Origin of the sequence: Microbacterium sp. T32, from assembly GCF_001619615.1 — a bacterium.
GTDB lineage: Bacteria > Actinomycetota > Actinomycetes > Actinomycetales > Microbacteriaceae > Microbacterium.
Window position 1 is genome coordinate 38,277 of sequence record NZ_LQQP01000001.1, and the last position, 17,815, is coordinate 56,091.

A 17,815-nucleotide genomic window follows, 5' to 3' on the forward strand; every position below is an offset into this window, starting at 1 on the left:
ACATGCGCAAGAGCACGCTCTGGACCGTCCTCGGAGTCATCGCGGCCGTCGTCATCGCGTGGATCCTCGTGAACATCCTGTTCTCGCTCATCGCGTTCGTCTTCCGCGTCGTCGTGGTCGCTGTCGTCGCGGTCATCGTGTTCGTGATCCTCCGCGCCGTCTTCGCACGGCGCGGCGACGACTGACCGCGCCGACTGACCGAGCCGGCGCAACCCCGCCCCCGCGTCCTCGCGCGCGAGTAGCGTGAAGGACGATGCCTGAGAAACCTTCGTCCCCCCACCCACCGACACAGGACATCCAGCTCTCGCCCCGCCACCGCTGGCGGGCGTACTGGATCGCCGTGTCGGTCGCGGCGCTGACGATCCTCGACCTGACGAAGGTCAACGTCGCGTTGCCGTCCATCGAGACGGCGCTGCACGCGGGTCCGACCGAGCTGCAGCTCGTCGTCTCGGGGTACGTCCTCACCTTCGGTCTCGTGCTCGTTCCGGCGGGTCGCCTCGGCGACCTGCGGTCGCGGCGCGTGCTGTTCCTCGTCGGGCTGTCGCTGTTCCTGGTGATGAGCCTCGTGTGCGCCCTCGCGCCCAACACCACGGTCCTGCTGACCGCCCGCCTCCTGCAGGGCGTCGCAGCGGGCATCCAGATGCCGCAGGTGCTGGGGCTCGTGCAGCAGCTGTTCCAGGGCAAGGAACGCGGCCGCGCCTTCGGCCTCTTCGGCGCGACGATCGGCATCGCGACGGCGCTCGGTCCGACGCTCGGCGGACTGCTCATCGCGCTCGGCGGCCCGACCGACGGCTGGCGGCTCATCTTCTGGATCAACATCCCGCTCGTCGCGATCGTGATCGTGCTGGCGGCGTGGCTGCTCCCCGCCACCCGGACGAAATCGCATCGTGCTCTCGATCTCGACCCGATCGGCGTGATCCTCTTCGGGCTCACGATCGTCGCCCTCATGTGGCCGTTCCTCTTCACGACCGGGTCGCCCGACGACGACCCGCGCCGCTGGTGGCTGATCGTCGTGTCGGTCGTCTTCGCGGCGGCGTTCATCTTCTGGGAGCGCCGCTACGCGGATCGCGGACGGATGCCATTGATGCCGCTGTCGATCTTCTCGCTCAGCTCGTACCGAAACGGCATCCTGATCTCGACCGCCTACTTCTCGGCCGTGCCGGCCATGTTCCTGCTCGGCACCCTGTTCCTGCAGGGCGGACTGGGTCTCGAGCCGGTGTTCGCCGGGATGGTCACGATCGGGTTCGCCGTGGCATCCGCGGGAAGTTCCTGGGTGGGCGGCAACCTCGTCACTCGTCTGGGGCGGCCGCTCGTGGTCGTCGGCATCCTCGGGATGGTCGTCACCGCGGGCGCTCTGGCCGTCGTGGCGCTGACGACCCCGGCCGAGTGGACGCCGTGGGCCATGGCGGGGGTCATGATCTTCGGCGGCCTCGCGGGCGGCCTCGTCATCTCGCCGAATCAGACGCTCACGCTGGCTGACATCCCGGTTTCGAGCGGCGGCGTCGCCGGTTCGGTGGGACAGCTGGGGCAGCGGATCGGCACGGCCGTGGGGACGGCGATCGCCCTCGCGCTGTTCTACGCGACGGTGTACCGCGAGCAGGACGGCCGCGACACGCTCGTGGTGTTCCACGACGCGTACGCCAGCGGTCTGATCGCCGTCGGCGTGTTCCTGGGGCTCGCCCTCATCGTCGGCGTCGTCGACCTCGCCGGCCGCGCGCGCCGCGGTTCGCAGACGCCGTAAGCCGCGCGCGGGGAGCCGTCAGACCCCGTACAGCTCGCGGATCTTCGCGCGGAGCTCGTGGCTGCAGCGCTCGACGACGTCGTCCCACAGTTCGGTCGCGCCGTCCTGGGCGCGGTCCGACACGGCGCGCAGGATGCGGATCGGCACGTCGAACTGCTGCGCGACCCACGCGAGCGCGTAGGACTCCATGTCGACCATGCGCGCGTCGAGTCCGCGGATGAGGGCGACGGCCTCGGCGTCGTCGACGAAGTGATCGCCCGTGGCGATCACGACGCCCTCGGGAGCGATGTCGACCCGCGCGGGCAGCCAGACGTGCTGACCGAAGGTGCCGTCGAGCCCTTTCACATCGTGCTGGATCGTGGCGGAGATGTCGTAGATGCCGCCTTCGAGTTCCGGATCGATGGCACCCGCGGTGCCGACGACCACGATCTCGTCGTACGTGCCCTCGCACAGCGCGCGCGTCAGCGCGTATGCGGCGGGAATCTTGCCGACGCCGGTCAGCAGTGTGTCGAAACCGGGGATGTCGGGTTCGAAGGCGACGAGTTCGGACGCGTGGGCGGCGACGAGGAGCTTCACCTCCCCATTCTGACCGACGCCGCGCCCGTGCCGCGCATCCTCCGCGATCCGCGCAGCGTCAGCCGAAATCTCGGGATGCCGCTGACACGGTGCAGATCGCTGAGGATGTGCCGCGACGGGCGCGGAGTGGCATCCGCCCCCCGTCGCAGGGTCAGTCCTGCGCTGCCGTCGACACCTCGTCGAGGCGGGAGAGCTCGTCGCCCGACAGCTCGAGCGACATGCTCGCGACGAGGTCCGCCACCTGCTCGGGGCGCGACGCGCTGGCGATGGGGGCGACGACCGTCGGCTGGGCGCGCAGCCACGCGAGGGCCGTGGTCGCGATCGAGGCACCGTGCGCGTGGCCGATCTCCTCGAGCGCGTCGATGACGGCGAGGCCCGCGGGCGTCGCCAGCTTCGCGGCCCCGCCGGCGCGGGGCGAATCGCCCGCGGCATCCGTCGTCCGGTACTTGCCCGTCAGGAAGCCACTGGCCAGCGCGTAGTAGGGGACCAGCGAGAGGCCGAACTCCTCGGCGACGGGGACGATCTCGCTCTCGACCGCCTCGCGGTGCACGAGGTTGTAGTGCGGCTGGACGGCGACGGGCAGGTCGGCGCCGGCCGCTTCGGCGAGGGAGATCCATTCGCGGATGCGCTCGGCGGTGTAGTTCGACACGGCGACGTACCGCACGAGCCCATCGGACACGAGCTCGGCGAAGGCGCCGACGGTCTCCTCCAAAGGGGTCTCGGGGTCGTCGAAGTGCGCGTAGTACAGGTCGATCGCCTCGACGCCGAGGCGCTTCAGGGAGGCCTCCGCGGCGGCACGGACGTTTCTCGCAGAAAGACCGCGGAAGTCGGGGTGCGTGCTGACCTTCGTGGCCACGACGACGTTCTCGGGCTTCCGGCTCGCGAGCCACTCGCCGATGAGGGTCTCGCTCTCGCCACCCGAATTGCCGGGCGCCCAGTGGCTGTAGCCGTCCGCGGTGTCGATGAAGTCGCCGCCGCCGGCGTGGAAGGCATCCAGCACGGCGAAGGAGGTGTCTCGGTCGGCGGTCCAGCCGAAGACGTTGCCTCCGAGGGAGAGGGGACGGATGTCGAGGTCGCTACGACCGATGCGCGTCATGATGGCCTTCCGTTCGGGAATGGGTGCCTTCGAGACAACGACCCCATCCGCGGGGAATTCCCGCCGCGCCGTCAGTTGCCCGAGCCGCCCGACAGGATGCCGATGAGCCCGCTGCCGAGCAGCCAGAGGCCGACCGCGGACACCGCGATCCAGATCACGACCTGCCCGCGCGGGTACCTGCGGGGCTTGTCGTTCTGCCCGTCGTCGTCGGGGACGCTCACGAGCGCACCATCATCACGATCGACACGATGATCACGGCGAGGCCTCCGATTCCGGCGATGGCGGCGATCACGGGGCCGCCGCCCGCGAGGAGCGCGGCGATGCCGAGCCCGAGGAACAGCACGCCGAGAACGATCCCGCCCACCTGGTAGACGCGGTACCGCCGACTGGTTCCGGTGCCGTGTTTGCCGCTCACTCGTGCCCCTCCTGCCACCAGGCTATCGAACCGCTGTGACCGTCTGAGCCACGCTTCGATCACGGCCGACCCTCGTGACGCCGGCGCGGCGTACCTTTGATCCATGGTGCGACCCGTTCCCGACGCTGTCCGACCCGGCCAGGAATCCGTGTGGGAGTACCCGCGGCCGCCGCGGGTGGAGAGGGTCCCGAAGCGCGTGCAGATCGACTTCGGTGGCATCCGGATCGTCGACACCGACGATGTCGTGCGCGTGCTCGAGACGAGTCACCCGCCCGTCTACTACCTGCCGATCGCCGCTTTCGGGGACGCGCTGACGCTCGGTCAGGGCGCGTCCTTCTGCGAGTTCAAGGGCGGTGCGCGGTACTTCGACGTGCACGGGGGCGGCGGGGTGGTCGCCGAGCGTGCCGCGTGGAACTACCCGAGTCCGATGCCCGGCTACGAGGTGCTCGCGGATCGCGTCGCCGTGTACGCCGCACCGATGGACCGCTGCATCGTCGCGGGGGAGACGGTGCGGCCGCAGCCCGGCGGGTTCTACGGCGGATGGGTCACCGACGACCTCGCCGGGCCCTTCAAGGGCGTCCCCGGCTCGATGGGCTGGTGAGGGCACGCGCCTCAGTCCCTCGCGAACGCCTCGGGAATCGCGGCGTGGAGCTCAGCGAGCCATGCTCGGGCGTTTCCGTCCGACGGTGCACGCCAGTCGCCGCGCGGTGACAGCGAGCCCGCGGGGGAGACCTTGGGTCCGTTCGGGATGGCGGTGCGCTTGAACTGCGCGAACCCGAAGAAGCGCTGCAGGAAGACCTCCATCCACCGCGCGACGGTGACGAGGTCGTAGGACGGCCGCGCGCCCTCGGGGTAGCCCGCAGGCCAGGATCCGGCATCCGGGTCCTCCCACGCCTTGGCGGCGAGGAACGCGATCTTCGACGGCCGGAATCCGAAACGCAGCACGTGGTAGAGCGTGAAATCGTGCAGGTTGTAGGGGCCGATGCGGTCCTCGGTGGACTGCATCTTGCCGTCCTGCCCGGCCGGCACCAGCTCGGGGCTGATCTCGGTGTCGAGCACGGCCTGGAGCACCTCGACCGTCGCGGCGCTCAGCTCGCCGGCCGAGATCACCCACCGGATGACGTGCTGGATCAGCGTCTTGGGCACGCCCGGGTTCACGGAGTAGTGGCTCATCTGGTCGCCCACGCCATACGTCGACCAGCCCAGCGCGATCTCGGACAGATCGCCCGTCCCGATGACGATGCCGCCGTTCTGGTTCGCCAGGCGGAAGAGGTAGTCGGTGCGCAGACCCGCCTGGACGTTCTCGAACGTGACGTCGTGCACCGGCTCGCCCGCGGCGAACGGGTGGCCCATCCGGGAGAGCATCTCGGATGCCGCGGGGCGGATGTCGATCTCCTCGATCGTCGCGCCGACCGCCTCGGCGAGGGCGATCGCGTTGCGCTTGGTCCTCTCGCTCGTGGCGAACCCGGGGAGCGTGTAGGCGAGGATGTCGCTGCGCGGACGGCCCATGCGGTCCATCGCGCGGGCGATCACCAACAGGGCGTGGGTCGAGTCGAGCCCGCCGCTCACGCCGAGGACGGGGCGCGGGCGGCCGATGGCCTCGAGGCGCTGCACGAGCCCGGACACCTGGATGTTGAACGCCTCGTAGCAGTCCTGCGCCAGACGCGCGGGGTCGTCGGGGACGAAGGGGAAGCGGTCGAGCGAGCGCCGCAGTCCGAGGTCGGCGGCCGGGGGCGCCAGTTCGAACGCCACGGTGCGGAACGGGGTTCCGGCCGTCCGGCGGTTGTCCTCGAACGTGCCCTGGCGCAGGCGGTCCTGGCGCAGGCGGTCGAGGTCGACGTCGGCGACGCTGCGCCGCGGACCGTCGGGGAACCGCTCGGTCGTGGCGAGGAGCTGTCCGCCCTCGTAGATCATCGTCTGACCGTCCCACGACACGTCGTTGGTCGACTCGCCCTGACCCGCGGCGGCGTAGACGTACGCGGCGAGGCAGCGGAGCGACTGCGACTGGCACAGCAGGCTGCGGTCGTCGGCGCGTCCGATCGTGATGGGGCTGCCGGAGAGGTTCGCGAGCACCGTGGCGCCGGCCAGCGCGGCGGGGGAGGACGGCGGGATCGGCACCCACACGTCCTCGCACACCTCGGTGTGCAGCGTGAGCCCGGGGACGTCCACGGCGTCGAACAGCAGGTCGGTGCCGAACGGCACGGTCTCGCCGACGACGGTGATGTGCTGGCCGGCGGTGTCGTCGCCGCGGGCGTACCAGCGCTGCTCGTAGAACTCGCGATACGTCGGCAGGTACGACTTCGGCGCGACGCCCAGGATGCGCCCGCGGTGCACGACGACGGCGCAGTTGTAGAGGCGGTTGCCGTGGCGCAGGGGCGCCCCGACGAGCAGGACGGGCAGGAGATCGACGGATGCCGCGACCACACGCGCGACCGCGGCCTCCACGGCATCCAGCAGGGGATCCTGCATCACGAGATCGTCGATCGCATAGCCCGACAGGCAGAGCTCGGGGAACACGGCGATCGCGACCCCCTCGGCGTCGCACTCACGCGCCGAGGCCAGCACCGCTTCGGCGTTGGTCGCGGGGTGGGCCACGGCTACGGGGATCGTGCACGCCGCCACGCGCGCGAAGCCGTGCCGGTAGACGTTCTCGAACGGCAGCTCGGTGATCACCGCTCCAGTCTGTCAGGTGGCGCGGACACGCGGCGGTGCGTGTGCGCGGACCCGGGGCGGCGTCAGCGCGAATCGCACTCCCCGGCGAGGTCGGCGCTGATTCCTGCCCCGGCGGCGACCCGGCCGAGGGCGTCCGAGACGTCGGGGAGCTGCTGGAAATCCTGGAAGACGACCGCGAGCGATTCCGTGTCGTTCGCGGCGCCGAGGTGCTCGAAGAGGGTGGCGCCGTGGTCGTAGTAGGACGCCACCGCCTCGATGTCGGGACGGATGTCGTCGGGCCACGGGGTACCCGGATCGCGGAACGCGGCGGCGCTGCGATGGAAGAGATCGGCTCCGTCGTCGGACATCTCCCGGAGCTGCGTCAACGTCTCGAGGGTGATCTCCTGCTCCGCGAAATGCGCGAACTCCTGCTGGTAGGTGCGCGTGGCGCACAGGATCGACAGCGTCGTCGCCCTCACTGCCGCGTCGTCCGCGCCAGGATCCGCGTCGGGCTGCACAGCGCCGCCGCTGCACCCGCCCAGCAGCACGATTCCGCCGACGATCGCCGCCGCAGCCCGAATTCTCATCCTCGCCCCCCAGTCGGACACTACGTGCGGTCGGTGAACCCCGCGCGGCTCTCCGACGAACGAGGTGTGGACAGTGCGACCGGCGATGTCGGCGGCCCCGATTAGCGTTGACCATCATGCGGTACATCGAGCAAGAGGCCCGGATCGTCTGGAGCGCGAGCGACCTGAAAGCGGCAGCCGAGTGCGAGTTCGCCTGGCTCCGGGCGATCGACGCCAAAATCGGCCGCATCGAGGCCGTGCCCGACCCCGAGGATGCCACGCTCGAACGCGCCGCGGCGCTCGGCACCGCGCACGAGCTGCGCGTGCTCGACGACTACCGCCGCCGCTTCGGCGCGGGCGTCCGCGAGATCCCCGCCGCCCGCTCCTCCGACGCCGCGGCGCTCGCCGAGGCCGTGCGCCTCACCGACGCGGCACTCGCCGACCCGACCGCCGAGGTCGTCTACCAGGCGGCTTTCGCGACCGGCGAGTTCGTCGGTTTCGCCGACTTCCTCGTCCGCGAGCCCGACGAGGGCGACGGCGGCGCGCGGCCCTGGATCGTGCAGGACACCAAGCTCGCGCGCCGCGCCCGTGTCACCGCCCTCATGCAGCTCGCGGCCTACGTCGATCAGCTCGACCGCCTCGGCGTCGCGCGCTCCGACGAGGTGCAGCTGCTGCTCGGCGACGGCGGCACGAGCACGCACCGTGTCGACGATCTCCTCCCCGTCTTCGAGCTGCGCCGCGCGCGCCTCCGCGCTCTCATCGCCGATCGCCGCGTCGAGCTGGGCGCGGCCGGTCCCGTCGTCCCGTGGGGCGACCCCCGCGGCGATCTCGCGGTCGTCGCGTGCGGCCGGTGCGCCACGTGCGAGATCGAGGTGGTCGCCCACCGCGACCTGCTGCTCGTTGCCGGGATGCGCCCCGTGCAGCGCGATCGGCTGCGGGCCGGTGGCATCCACACGATCGACGCGCTGGCGGACGCGCCCGCGGCTCCGCAGGGGATGAGCGTCGACACGTTCGTCTCCCTCCGCACGCAGGCACGGCTGCAGCTCGAGAGCCCCGCGGGCGACGGCGTTGCGGGCGAGCACGTCGTGCCGACCTTCGAGGTCGTGGCCCCGAAGGCGCTCGGCGTCCTGCCCCGCCCCGACCACGGCGACCTGTTCTTCGACTTCGAGGGCGACCCGCTGTACACCGAGGGCGATCGCGAACAGTGGGGTATCGACTACCTCTTCGGCTGGGTCGACACCCGCGAACGCTACGGAGCACTGTGGGCGCACACGTTCGACGAGGAACGCGCGGCGCTCGAGCGCTTCCTCGACATGGTGGCGGTGCGGCGCGAGCAGTTCCCCGACATGCACATCTACCACTACGCCCCGTACGAGCCCACGCACCTGCTCACGATGGCGGCGCGGTACGGCGTGCGGGAGGGCGACGTCGACCGCCTCCTGCGCGACGGCGTCTTCGTCGACCTGTACCCCGTGGTGCGCCGCGCACTGCGCGTCGGCTCGCGGTCGTACTCCATCAAGAAGCTCGAGCCGCTCTACATGGGCGACGAGGTGCGCACGAGCGACGTGCAGCGCGGCGACGACTCCATCGTGAAGTACGTCGAGGCGCGGGCGCTCGCCGCCGACGGCGAGGTCGAGGCCGCGCAGCGGGTGCTCGACGACCTGGCCGACTACAACCGCTACGACTGCGTCTCCACCCACCGCCTGCGCGACTGGCTCGTCGAGCGCGCGCGCGAGGGCGGGGCCATGCCCGCGCGGGGTGCGGAACCCGACGAGCAGGCGTACGAGCCGTCGCCGCGCGCGACCGCCCTGCAGCGGTGGGCGGCGGACGCCGCCGAGCCCGACGCGACGGCCCTGCGCCTCGCTGCCGCCGCGATCGACTACTACCCGCGGGAAGAGAAGACCTACTGGGCGACGCACTTCCTGCGCCTGCGTGAGCCGGTGTCGATCTGGGAGGACACGCGGGACGTCATCGTCGTGGACGCCGCGCGCTCCCGGGTCGTGGCCGACTGGCACATCGCGGAGTCGGGGCGCGGCGCCGAGCGTCGTCTGGTCGAGGTGCGCGGTGAGGTGGCGCCGGGGAGTCGCCTGACCGTGGATGCCGAGCCCTTCGCGGTCTACGACCTGCCGGCGCCGTTCCCGCTCGAGGTCCGTCCGCGCTGGATCCACGGTGCGCGTCGGGTGACGGTGCGGGAGGTGCTGGACGATGGCGCGATCATCGAGGAGGTCGCCGTCGACGGCGTGACGTGGGACACGTTCCCGCTCGCCCTCACGCCCCCGGCGCCACCCCGCGCGGGCAACCAGCAGAAAGCCATCGACGCGTGGGCGGATGCCGTCCTCGCCGCGGCCCCGACGCTCCCCGAAGGACCGGCGGCCGACATCCTCCGCCGACGTCCGCCGCGCACGCGGTCCGGCGCACTCGCGTCCGTGACCGCGGTCGACGGTGCAGCGGGCGACGACGAGGTCACCGCGATCGCCCGCAGCGTCGCCGACCTCGACCACAGCTACCTCGCCGTCCAGGGTCCGCCCGGCACCGGTAAGACCTACGTCGGCTCCCACGTCATCGCGCGGCTCGTCGCCGAGCGCGGCTACCGCGTCGGGGTCGTGGCGCAGTCGCACGCGACGGTGGAGCACATGCTCGACCAGGTCATCGCGGCCGGTGTCCCCGCCGCGCGCGTGGGCAAGGCCCCGAAGGACCCCGGTGCGGAACACTCCTTCACCGTCCTGCCGAAGAACGGCGTTCCCGCCTTCGCCGCCGAGAACGCCGCGCACGGATTCGTCGTCGGGGGGACGGCGTGGGATTTCAGCCACGAGGGCCGCATCCCGCGGGGGAGCCTCGACCTGCTCGTCATCGATGAGGCGGGGCAGTTCTCGCTGGCATCCACGATCGCCGTCTCGCTCGCGTCCACGCGGCTGCTGCTCCTCGGTGACCCGCAGCAGCTGCCGCAGGTGAGCCAGGGCACGCACCCCGAGCCCGTCGACACATCGGCGCTCGGATGGGTGATCGACGGGGCCGAGGTCGTCCCGGCGGAGTTCGGGTACTTCCTCGCGCGCACGCGCCGTATGCACCCCGCCGTCGCCGGGCCGGTGTCGCGGCTGTCATACGAGGGGCGCCTCGCCGCCCACCCCTCGACGGCATTGCGGACGCTCGCGGGCGTCGAGCCCGGCCTGCACCCCGTCGCGGTCCGCCACCGCGGCAACGCGACGGCCTCGCCCGAGGAAGCCTCTGCCGTGGTCGCTCTGTTCGCCGATCTCGTCGGTCGGGAGTGGGTCGGAGCCGACGGGGCGGCCGGCGACGCCGCCGTCATCCACCCGTCGCGCCCGCTGCGCGCCGACGACATCATCGTGATCACGCCGTACAACGCGCAGCAGGTCGCTGTGGAGGAGGCCCTCGCCGCCGCGGGATACGCCGACGTGCCGGTGGGGACCGTCGACCGGTTCCAGGGCAAGGAGGCGGTCGTGGCGATCCTCACGCTCGCGGCGTCGTCCGGGCGTGAGGCGCCGCGCGGGTTGGAGTTCCTGCTGCTGCGCAACCGCATCAACGTCGCGATCTCGCGCGCGATGCAGGCCGCCTACGTCCTGTACTCGCCGTCCCTGCTCGACGACCTCCCGCGCACCCCCGAGGGTGTGGCGCGCCTCAGCGCCTTCGCGCGCCTGGTCGGCGTCGGAGCCGGATCGGACGGCTGAGGGCGCAGCGGAGGCCCGGCAAAGACTCGGTGTCAGGCGGTGCCGTACAGGCGGTCGCCGGCGTCGCCGAGGCCGGGCACGATGTAGCCCTTCTCGTTCAGGCGCTCGTCGAGCGCGCCGAGGACGAGTGTGACGTCGTGTCCCTCGACCTGCTTCTCGATCGCCGCGACGCCCTCGGGCGCGCCGAGCAGGCAGATCGCGGTCACGTCCTGCGCCCCGCGGTTGAAGAGGAATTTGATCGCCGCGCCGAGCGAGCCGCCGGTCGCGAGCATCGGGTCGAGCACGAAGCACTGGCGGTCGCTGAGGTCGTCGGGCAGGCGCTCGGCATAGGTCGACGGCTGCAGCGTCTCCTCGTCGCGGATCATGCCGAGGAACCCGACCTCCGCGGTGGGGAGGAGCTTCACCATGCCCTCGAGCATCCCGAGACCCGCGCGCAGGATCGGAACCACGATCGGACGCGGCTCGCTGATCTTCACGCCCTGGGTCGTCGTGACGGGCGTCTGGATCTCGATGGGGTCCACGCGCACGTTCCGTGTGGCTTCGTAGGCCAGCAGCGTCACGAGCTCCTCGGTGAGCTGACGGAACACCGGCGACGAGGTCTGCCGGTCGCGCAGCACCGTGAGCTTGTGGGTGATGAGGGGGTGGTCGGCGACGTGGACACGCATAGGCTCAAGGCTAGCCGCTCGACCCCGTCGTTCCGCCCCCGTCTTTCCGGAGCCCCGTGACCCCCACCGACGCCGACCTCGCCGCGATGCGCCGCGCGCTCGCGCTCGCCGGCGACGCCGCGACCCACGACGATGTGCCCGTCGGGGCGGTCGTGCTCGGACCCACCGGCGAGGTCATCGGCGAGGGTCGCAACCTCCGCGAGGTCACCAACGACCCGACCGCCCACGCCGAGGTCGTCGCGCTGCGCGAAGCCGCCGCGCACCTGGGTACCTGGCACCTCGCCGGCTGCACGCTCGTCGTCACCCTCGAGCCGTGTGTGATGTGCGCGGGGGCCGTCCTGCAGGCGCGGGTTCCGCGCGTGGTCTTCGGATCCTGGGATGCCAAGGCCGGCGCCGCCGGGTCGCTCTACGACGTTCTGCGCGACCGACGTCTGCCGCACCGCGTCGAGGTGGTCGGCGGAGTCGCCGAGGCGGAGGCATCCCTCCTGCTCCGGGACTTCTTCGAGCACCGCCGCGACGGAGCGCCCCGCAACGACGGAGCGCCCTGACTCAGCGGGGCAGCAGCGGCAGCAGCTCGGCGCCGACCTCGTCGGCGTGATCGACGTCGCGCAGGTCGAGGAGCTGGAAGTACACGCGCTCTGCACCCAGGGCCCGCAGACGCTCGACCTTCTCGGCGATCTGCTCGGGTCGCCCGATGAGGTTCGCGCCGTTGTCGAACTGCGCGCGCGTCTGACCGATCGCGGCCGCGCGGCGCTCGATCGCGGCGTCGTCCGCGCCGACGATCGTGGGCAGCGCGACCGAGAATTTCAGCGACGCGGGGTCGCGACCGATGTCCTCGCACGCCGCGCGCACGACGGCGAACTTCTCGGCGACGACGTCCTCCGCGACGAAGCCGATGTTGAACTCCGTCGCGAAGCGCGCCGCCAGGGCCGGCGTGCGCTTCGGGCCGCCGCCGCCGACGATGACCGGGACGGGGGACTGGACGGGCTTCGGCAGCGCGGGTGCGGCATCCAGGCGGTAATGCTCGCCCTCGAACGAGAACGTCTCTCCGGCCGGGGTGGACCACAGGCCCGTCACGACGGCGAGCTGCTCCTCCAGCAGGTCGAATCGACGGGGCGGGAACGGGATGCCGTACGCGGCATGTTCCGCCTCGAACCAGCCGGTACCGAGGCCCAGTTCGACGCGGCCACCCGACATCGCGTCGACCTGCGCGACCTGGATCGCCAGGATGCCGGGAACCCGGTACGTCACCGACGAGACCAGCGTGCCGAGGCGGATGCGGGAGGTCTCGCGGGCGAGGCCGGCGAGGGTCGTCCACGCGTCGGTGGGGCCGGGCAGCGGATCGCCCTCACCCATCCGCAGGTAGTGGTCGGAACGGAAGAAGCCGTCCAGGCCGTGGGTCTCGGCCGAGCGCGCGAAGGCGAGCTGGTCGTCGTACGAGAAGCCCTGTTGGGGCTCGGTGAACAGGCAGTACTCCACGGGGGACCTCTCAGTCGGCCGAACGCAGGATGATCGCCTCGGTGGGCGGGGCGGGGTCGGCGGGACGGCCCACGTACCCGATCACCGTCAGCAGCGCCTGGCGGAACTGCGCCGGCCGCTCGAGGTGTGGGGCGTGCCCGGCGCCCTCCACCGCGATCTCGGTGACCTCTCCGCCTGCGGCGGCGTACGCGTCCAGCACGTCGCGCGTCTGCGACACCATCGGCTGCGCGGGCGCGACCTCCTCGCCGGGCCAGTCGGGCACGATGCCCAGCGCACCGAGGTGGTTGAAGTCGTAGAACGAGGCGTCCGAGACGATGGCGTCCGCGGTGCCGTGGATCCAGAGGATCGGGGGCTTCTCGGCGAGCTCGACGATCCCCGAGACGTCGAAGTACTTGGGCGCCATGGTGTTGAGTACGCCGATCGTCCCGGCGGCGAAGCCCGGCCAGTTCGGCGAGGCCACGGCATCCCCGGGGTAGTTCCCTCCGGCCGTCGAGGTCGTGAGCATGGACTCGACCCACACGTCCTCGTGGTCGCTCGTATACCCGGGCGCGACGTACCCCGTGCGGAAGACGGATCGCGGCGAGGTCGGGGCCTCGTCCGTCGTGTCGTGGTCGATGAGGCGCTGCACGAAGTCGGGGTTGGCGCCGCCCGCACCCGCGCCGGCGTCGTCGTCGGTGAGCCGCGAGCCGTCGCGGCGCGTGCCGCCGAAGCCGTACGGCGAAACGGGCGCCTGGAGCGTGAGCGAGAGCACGGGGTGGTCGAGGGCGTACTGCAGCACGACGCCGCCGCCCATCGACCAGCCGACCAGGTGCGCGGTCGGGATGCCGAGCGCCTCGAGGGTCGCGTGGAGGTCGTCGCTGAAGTCGCGCACGCCGCGGGTCGCGTCGATCGGGGCGTGCTCGGTGCCGCCGAAGCCGCGCAGGTCGACGGCGAGCACGCGGAGGTCGCTCGGCAGGTCCTGCATGATCTCCTGCCAGAAGAGCGAGGACGACACGTTCCCATGGACGAAGACCACGGTGTGCTCGGGGGCCGTGGCGGGATCGTCGGTCGCGCGCTCGAGCACGTTGACGCTCAGCCGACCGGTCTCGATCAGCCGCGAAGTGATGCCGTCGAAGAGAGTCATGGTGGTCCTCCGTGTCGCTCGCGTCCGCCCCGGTACGGACGCGCTCCGACTCTAACGCTCGCCCCTATCCGCCGCACTCAGGCTTCGTAGACTTGCGTGCATGACGGATGCCACTCCCACGCTGCCCCCGCTCGCCTTCCTCGGCGCAGGTTCCATGGGAGGGGCGATCCTCCGCGGACTCGTCGCGGCGGGGCTCACCGGCGGGGGCGTCATCGCCACCAACCGGTCGATCGCGAAGGCCGCCGAGCTGGCCGAGCTGGAGGGTGTGACGAGCGTCGCGCTCGAGGCAGCCCCCGACGCCAACGCGACCGCCGCGGCATCCGCCGACGTCATCCTCATCGGCGTGAAGCCGGCCATGGTCCCCGACCTGCTGGACGAGATCGCCCCGCACCTGCGCCCCGGCGCCGTGGTGTTGAGCCTCGCGGCCGGCGTGACCCTCGCGACGTTCGCGAAGCACCTCGGCGACGGCGTCGCGACGCTGCGCTCGATGCCCAACACGCCGTCGCTCGTGGGTAAGGGCGTCACGGGTCTCGCGGCCGGTGCCGCGGCCACCGCAGAGGACGTCGCCCTCGTCCGCGCGCTGTTCGAGACGGTCGGTCAGGTCGTCGAGGTGCCGGAATCCCGGATCGACGCGCTGTCCACGATCTCCGGTTCGGGGCCTGCCTACGTCTTCCTGCTCATCGAGGAGTTCACGAAGGCCGCGGTCCGCATGGGCTTCGATGACGACGCCGCGCGCCTCCTGGCGGAGCAGACGTTCATCGGGGCGACGGCGCTCCTGGCATCCTCGGATGTGGACCCTGCCGAACTCCGCCGCCGCGTCACGAGCCCGAAGGGCACGACCGAGCGCGCGGTCGCCGTCCTGCAGGCCGCGCACCTCGACGACACGTTCACCGAGGCGGCCGAGGCCGCTCTCGCCCGCGCCAAGGAACTCGCCGCCGGGGCCTGAGGTGCGTCTGCGGTTCGAGGGGCCGATCTGGTACTGGCGCGGACCCGCACCGTACCACTTCGTCACCGTGCCGCCCGCCGAAGCCGCGGCCATCGCCGAGATCGCTCCCGTCGTCACCTACGGCTGGGGGATGATCCCCGTCGCCGTGACGATCGGCGCCACCCGCGTGGCGACATCGCTCTGGCCGAAGGGCGGCGCGTACGTCGTGCCGATCAGGAAGGCGCTCCATGATGCCGAGGATCTCGCCGTGGACGACACGGCGAGGGTGGAACTGGAGATCGCGGTCTAGCGATCCAGCGCGGCGAACCGCTCGATGTCGCCGTTCGTGCCCGAGACGATGATGAGGTCGTGGTTGGTCACCACGGTGTTCGCCTCGGCGTAGCGGAACGGGCGGCCCGGGCTCTTCACACCGACGACCGTGACGTTGTACTTCGTGCGCACGCCCGACTCGTTCAGCCCCACGCCGCGGATGAGCTTCGGCGGGTACATCTTCGCCAGCACGAAGTCGTCGTCGAACCGGATGAAGTCGAGCATTCGGCCGCTGACGAGGTGCGCGACGCGCTCGCCGGCCTCGGCCTCGGGGTAGATGACGTGGTTCGCGCCGACGCGGGCAAGGATCTTGCCGTGCGACTGCGAGACGGCCTTCGCCCAGATCTGCGGCACTTTCAGGTCGACGAGGTTGGCGGTGATGAGGACGGATGCCTCGATGAGCGAGCCGACCGCGACGACCGCCACCTGGAAGTCCTGGGCACCGATCTGCCGGAGGGCGTCGATGTTGCGCGCGTCTGCCTGGACCGCGTGCGTGACGCGCTCCGACCACTTCTGCACGAGGTCGAGGTTGCCGTCGACGGCGAGCACTTCTCGGTCGAGGCGGTCGAGCTCGCCGGCGCACGCCGCGCCGAAGCGCCCGAGTCCGATGACGAGGACGGGCGCGTCGCTGCGGATCCGTTCAACCAACGATCGGCCTTTCGACGGGCAGCGCGTACAGCTGCGAACGGGAGGATGCCGCGACGGCCGCGGCGAGTGTCACAGTACCAATGCGCCCCATGAACATCGTCAGAGCGAGCACGTAGACCGCGGGGTCGGGGAGTTCGGCGGTGAGGCCGGTGGACAGTCCCACGGTCGCGAACCCCGAGATGACGTCGAACAGGACGTACTCGATCGGCGCGCCGGTGATGCGACTGATCGTGACCGTGGAGATCGCCACGATCGTCGCACCCCAGGCCACGACGGAGAGCGCCACGCGCTGCACGTCGCTGGGGATCCGGCGACCGAACGCCTGCACGGACGGGCGCCCCTTGGCCTCCGACCACACGGCGAGGGCGAGGACCGCCAGGGTCGTGACCTTGATGCCGCCCGCGGTGGATGCCGAGCCCCCGCCGACGAACATCAGCATCGAACCGACGATGAGCGTCGCGCCGTTCAGATCGCCGATGTTGACGACCGAGAACCCGCCGGAGCGCGTCATGGCCGAGAGGAAGAAGGCCTGGAACGTGGTGTCCCACGCGTCCATGCGGCCGAACGTCAGCGGGTTGTCGTATTCCAGCAGCAGAATGACGCCCGCGCCCGCGAAGAACAGCACCACGGTGGTGATGATCGTGAGCTTCGCGTGGAGCGACCAGAGCCGGAAACGCCACCAGTGCCGCCACAGCGTGAAGATCACGGGGAAGCCGATCGAGCCGAGGAAGACGCCGATCATGAGGACCGTGAGCAGGAAGTAATCCTGCGCGAACGGGGCCAGTCCGTCGGCGTTGGGAACGAACCCGGTATTGGTGAAGGCCATCGCGGCGTAGTACGGCGCCTCCCACAGGGCGACGAGGGGGTCGATTCCTCCGACCACGAGCGACGGGTAGATGAGGACCGTGAGGCCCGCCTCGATCACGAGGGTCGACAGCGCCACGGTCCGCAGCAACTGACCCACCTCGCCGAGACGGATGGTCTGGCCCTCGTTCACGGGTCCGCCATGGGCGCGCAGCGGGTTGCTGTCGCCCGCCGCGATGAGCTTGGCGCGCAGGCCGAGGCGCTTGGAGATCACGAGTCCGAGGATCGACGCGAGCGTCAGCACGCCCAGCGCGCCGACGTTCACCCCGAGATAGGTGATCGCGTGCCCGAGTGGCGACCAGTGACTGTACATGTTCACCGTCGACAGGCCCGTGACGCAGATCGTCGAGACCGCGGTGAAGAGCGCGTCGGCGAGCGGGGTCCGCTGGCCGTCGGCGGCCGCGGCCGGCAGCGAGAACAGCGCTGTGAACAGCAGGATCAGGACGACGAACACGAGCACCGCGAAACGCGCCGGCGACGCGGTCGTCAGATCGCGGAGTCCGTCCCATGCCCGGTAGGCGATGCGGCGTACGCGCATCGACATACTCACCTCTTCGGGCGTCGCCGCCATGCGTCGCTCCCTTCGGGGTGGAACCCGAATCATGGTACTCGGGCGGGCTCGCGGCTAACCTAATGCCATGGCGGACATCTTCGACGTGATCGCTGACGGAACGCGTCGCGACATCCTTCAGCTCCTTCTCGATCGCGCCACCGGGGGCGAGCGGGGCACCAGCGTCTCGCAGATCGTGCACGCGCTCGGGGTCAGTCAGCCCACCGTGTCGAAGCACCTCAAGGTCCTGCGCGAGGCGGAACTCGTCTCCGTGCGGGAGGAGGGGCAGCACCGCTACTACAGTCTCGCCGTCGCCCCGCTCGACGAGGTCGACGATTGGCTCGTCCCGTTCTTCTCGATCGACGTCGAGAACGAACCGGCGCTCCCCGAATCGGCCGTGCATGCCGCGGAGGTCGTGGGTCGTGCCGCCGCGTCGGTGAAGCATTCCGTCACCTCGGCGTTCCGCAAACTGCCCGGCCGATGAGCAGCGTTCCCGTCA

19 protein-coding genes are annotated in these 17,815 nt (G+C 71.1%); 8 read left to right on the plus strand and 11 right to left on the minus strand.

Annotated features, from left to right (window positions below; genetic code table 11):
- Positions 1-2: 2 nt before the first annotated feature.
- A complete protein-coding gene (locus tag AVW09_RS00190) occupies positions 3-185 on the plus strand; it encodes a hypothetical protein (protein WP_063256195.1) in 183 nt (60 codons plus the stop codon).
- Between the two features lie 68 nt (positions 186-253).
- Positions 254-1,741: an MFS transporter gene (locus AVW09_RS00195; protein WP_082822724.1), complete on the plus strand. Its 1,488-nt coding sequence runs from the start codon at positions 254-256 to the stop codon at positions 1,739-1,741.
- An 18-nt stretch (positions 1,742-1,759) separates the two neighbouring features.
- Here the strand turns inward: AVW09_RS00195 and AVW09_RS00200 are convergent, their stop codons facing one another.
- From AVW09_RS00200 to AVW09_RS00210, 4 genes are all read right to left on the minus strand, one after another.
- Positions 1,760-2,317 (minus strand): phosphorylase family protein, encoded by a 558-nt coding sequence (locus AVW09_RS00200; RefSeq protein WP_063255959.1) that lies wholly within the window; start codon positions 2,315-2,317, stop codon positions 1,760-1,762.
- A gap of 151 nt (positions 2,318-2,468) precedes the next feature.
- Complete coding sequence (locus tag AVW09_RS00205) at positions 2,469-3,413, minus strand: aldo/keto reductase (protein ID WP_063255962.1); 945 nt, start codon at positions 3,411-3,413, stop codon at positions 2,469-2,471.
- Positions 3,414-3,484: 71 nt separating this feature from the next.
- Positions 3,485-3,634: a hypothetical protein gene (locus AVW09_RS17420; RefSeq protein WP_156495887.1), complete on the minus strand. Its 150-nt coding sequence runs from the start codon at positions 3,632-3,634 to the stop codon at positions 3,485-3,487.
- The gene (locus AVW09_RS00210) at positions 3,631-3,828 is read right to left on the minus strand and encodes a hypothetical protein (RefSeq protein WP_063255965.1); all 198 of its coding nucleotides are present in this window, start codon (positions 3,826-3,828) and stop codon (positions 3,631-3,633) included. Before AVW09_RS00210 ends, AVW09_RS17420 begins: the two co-directional genes overlap by 4 nt.
- A 103-nt stretch (positions 3,829-3,931) precedes the next feature.
- Between AVW09_RS00210 and AVW09_RS00215 the strand changes: the two genes are divergently transcribed.
- Positions 3,932-4,429: a DUF427 domain-containing protein gene (locus tag AVW09_RS00215; protein ID WP_063255969.1), complete on the plus strand. Its 498-nt coding sequence runs from the start codon at positions 3,932-3,934 to the stop codon at positions 4,427-4,429.
- Positions 4,430-4,440: 11 nt separating this feature from the next.
- On the opposite strand, the gene AVW09_RS00220 is transcribed toward AVW09_RS00215, so the two are convergent.
- A complete protein-coding gene (locus tag AVW09_RS00220) occupies positions 4,441-6,501 on the minus strand; it encodes an NAD(+) synthase (protein ID WP_063255971.1) in 2,061 nt (686 codons plus the stop codon).
- Between the two features lie 62 nt (positions 6,502-6,563).
- On the minus strand, positions 6,564-7,067 hold the full coding sequence (locus tag AVW09_RS00225; protein ID WP_156495888.1) for a hypothetical protein: 504 nt from the start codon (positions 7,065-7,067) through the stop codon (positions 6,564-6,566).
- Positions 7,068-7,183: 116 nt separating this feature from the next.
- Here AVW09_RS00225 and AVW09_RS00230 point away from each other — a divergent pair, with 116 nt between their 5' ends.
- The gene (locus AVW09_RS00230) at positions 7,184-10,732 is read left to right on the plus strand and encodes a TM0106 family RecB-like putative nuclease (protein WP_063256196.1); all 3,549 of its coding nucleotides are present in this window, start codon (positions 7,184-7,186) and stop codon (positions 10,730-10,732) included.
- 32 nt (positions 10,733-10,764) lie between these two features.
- On the opposite strand, the gene upp is transcribed toward AVW09_RS00230, so the two are convergent.
- Positions 10,765-11,397, minus strand: coding sequence for a uracil phosphoribosyltransferase (gene upp, locus AVW09_RS00235; RefSeq protein WP_063255975.1), 633 nt, complete (start codon positions 11,395-11,397; stop codon positions 10,765-10,767).
- A gap of 86 nt (positions 11,398-11,483) precedes the next feature.
- On the opposite strand from upp, the gene tadA reads away from it, so the two are divergent.
- The gene (tadA, locus tag AVW09_RS00240) at positions 11,484-11,945 is read left to right on the plus strand and encodes a tRNA adenosine(34) deaminase TadA (protein ID WP_063256197.1); all 462 of its coding nucleotides are present in this window, start codon (positions 11,484-11,486) and stop codon (positions 11,943-11,945) included.
- Position 11,946: 1 nt separating this feature from the next.
- On the opposite strand, the gene AVW09_RS00245 is transcribed toward tadA, so the two are convergent.
- Both AVW09_RS00245 and AVW09_RS00250 read right to left on the minus strand, forming a co-directional pair.
- Entirely contained in the window at positions 11,947-12,876 is a 930-nt protein-coding gene (locus tag AVW09_RS00245) for an LLM class F420-dependent oxidoreductase (RefSeq protein WP_063255977.1), read from the minus strand.
- Between the two features lie 10 nt (positions 12,877-12,886).
- The gene (locus AVW09_RS00250; protein WP_063255979.1) at positions 12,887-13,999 is read right to left on the minus strand and encodes an alpha/beta fold hydrolase; all 1,113 of its coding nucleotides are present in this window, start codon (positions 13,997-13,999) and stop codon (positions 12,887-12,889) included.
- 100 nt (positions 14,000-14,099) lie between these two features.
- On the opposite strand from AVW09_RS00250, the gene proC reads away from it, so the two are divergent.
- A complete protein-coding gene (proC, locus tag AVW09_RS00255) occupies positions 14,100-14,945 on the plus strand; it encodes a pyrroline-5-carboxylate reductase (protein WP_063255982.1) in 846 nt (281 codons plus the stop codon).
- A 1-nt stretch (position 14,946) separates the two neighbouring features.
- Complete coding sequence (locus AVW09_RS00260) at positions 14,947-15,234, plus strand: DUF1905 domain-containing protein (protein ID WP_063255985.1); 288 nt, start codon at positions 14,947-14,949, stop codon at positions 15,232-15,234.
- Here the strand turns inward: AVW09_RS00260 and AVW09_RS00265 are convergent.
- Complete coding sequence (locus AVW09_RS00265) at positions 15,231-15,902, minus strand: potassium channel family protein (protein WP_063255988.1); 672 nt, start codon at positions 15,900-15,902, stop codon at positions 15,231-15,233. The two genes, AVW09_RS00260 and AVW09_RS00265, sit on opposite strands and share 4 nt — an antisense overlap.
- Positions 15,895-17,310, minus strand: a complete 1,416-nt coding sequence (locus AVW09_RS00270) for a TrkH family potassium uptake protein (RefSeq protein WP_063256198.1) — start codon at positions 17,308-17,310, stop codon at positions 15,895-15,897. The genes AVW09_RS00265 and AVW09_RS00270 overlap by 8 nt, the downstream gene beginning before the upstream one ends.
- Before the next feature lie 94 nt (positions 17,311-17,404).
- On the opposite strand from AVW09_RS00270, the gene AVW09_RS00275 reads away from it, so the two are divergent.
- Positions 17,405-17,800, plus strand: a complete 396-nt coding sequence (locus AVW09_RS00275) for an ArsR/SmtB family transcription factor (RefSeq protein WP_022877900.1) — start codon at positions 17,405-17,407, stop codon at positions 17,798-17,800.
- Positions 17,801-17,815: the final 15 nt, after the last annotated feature.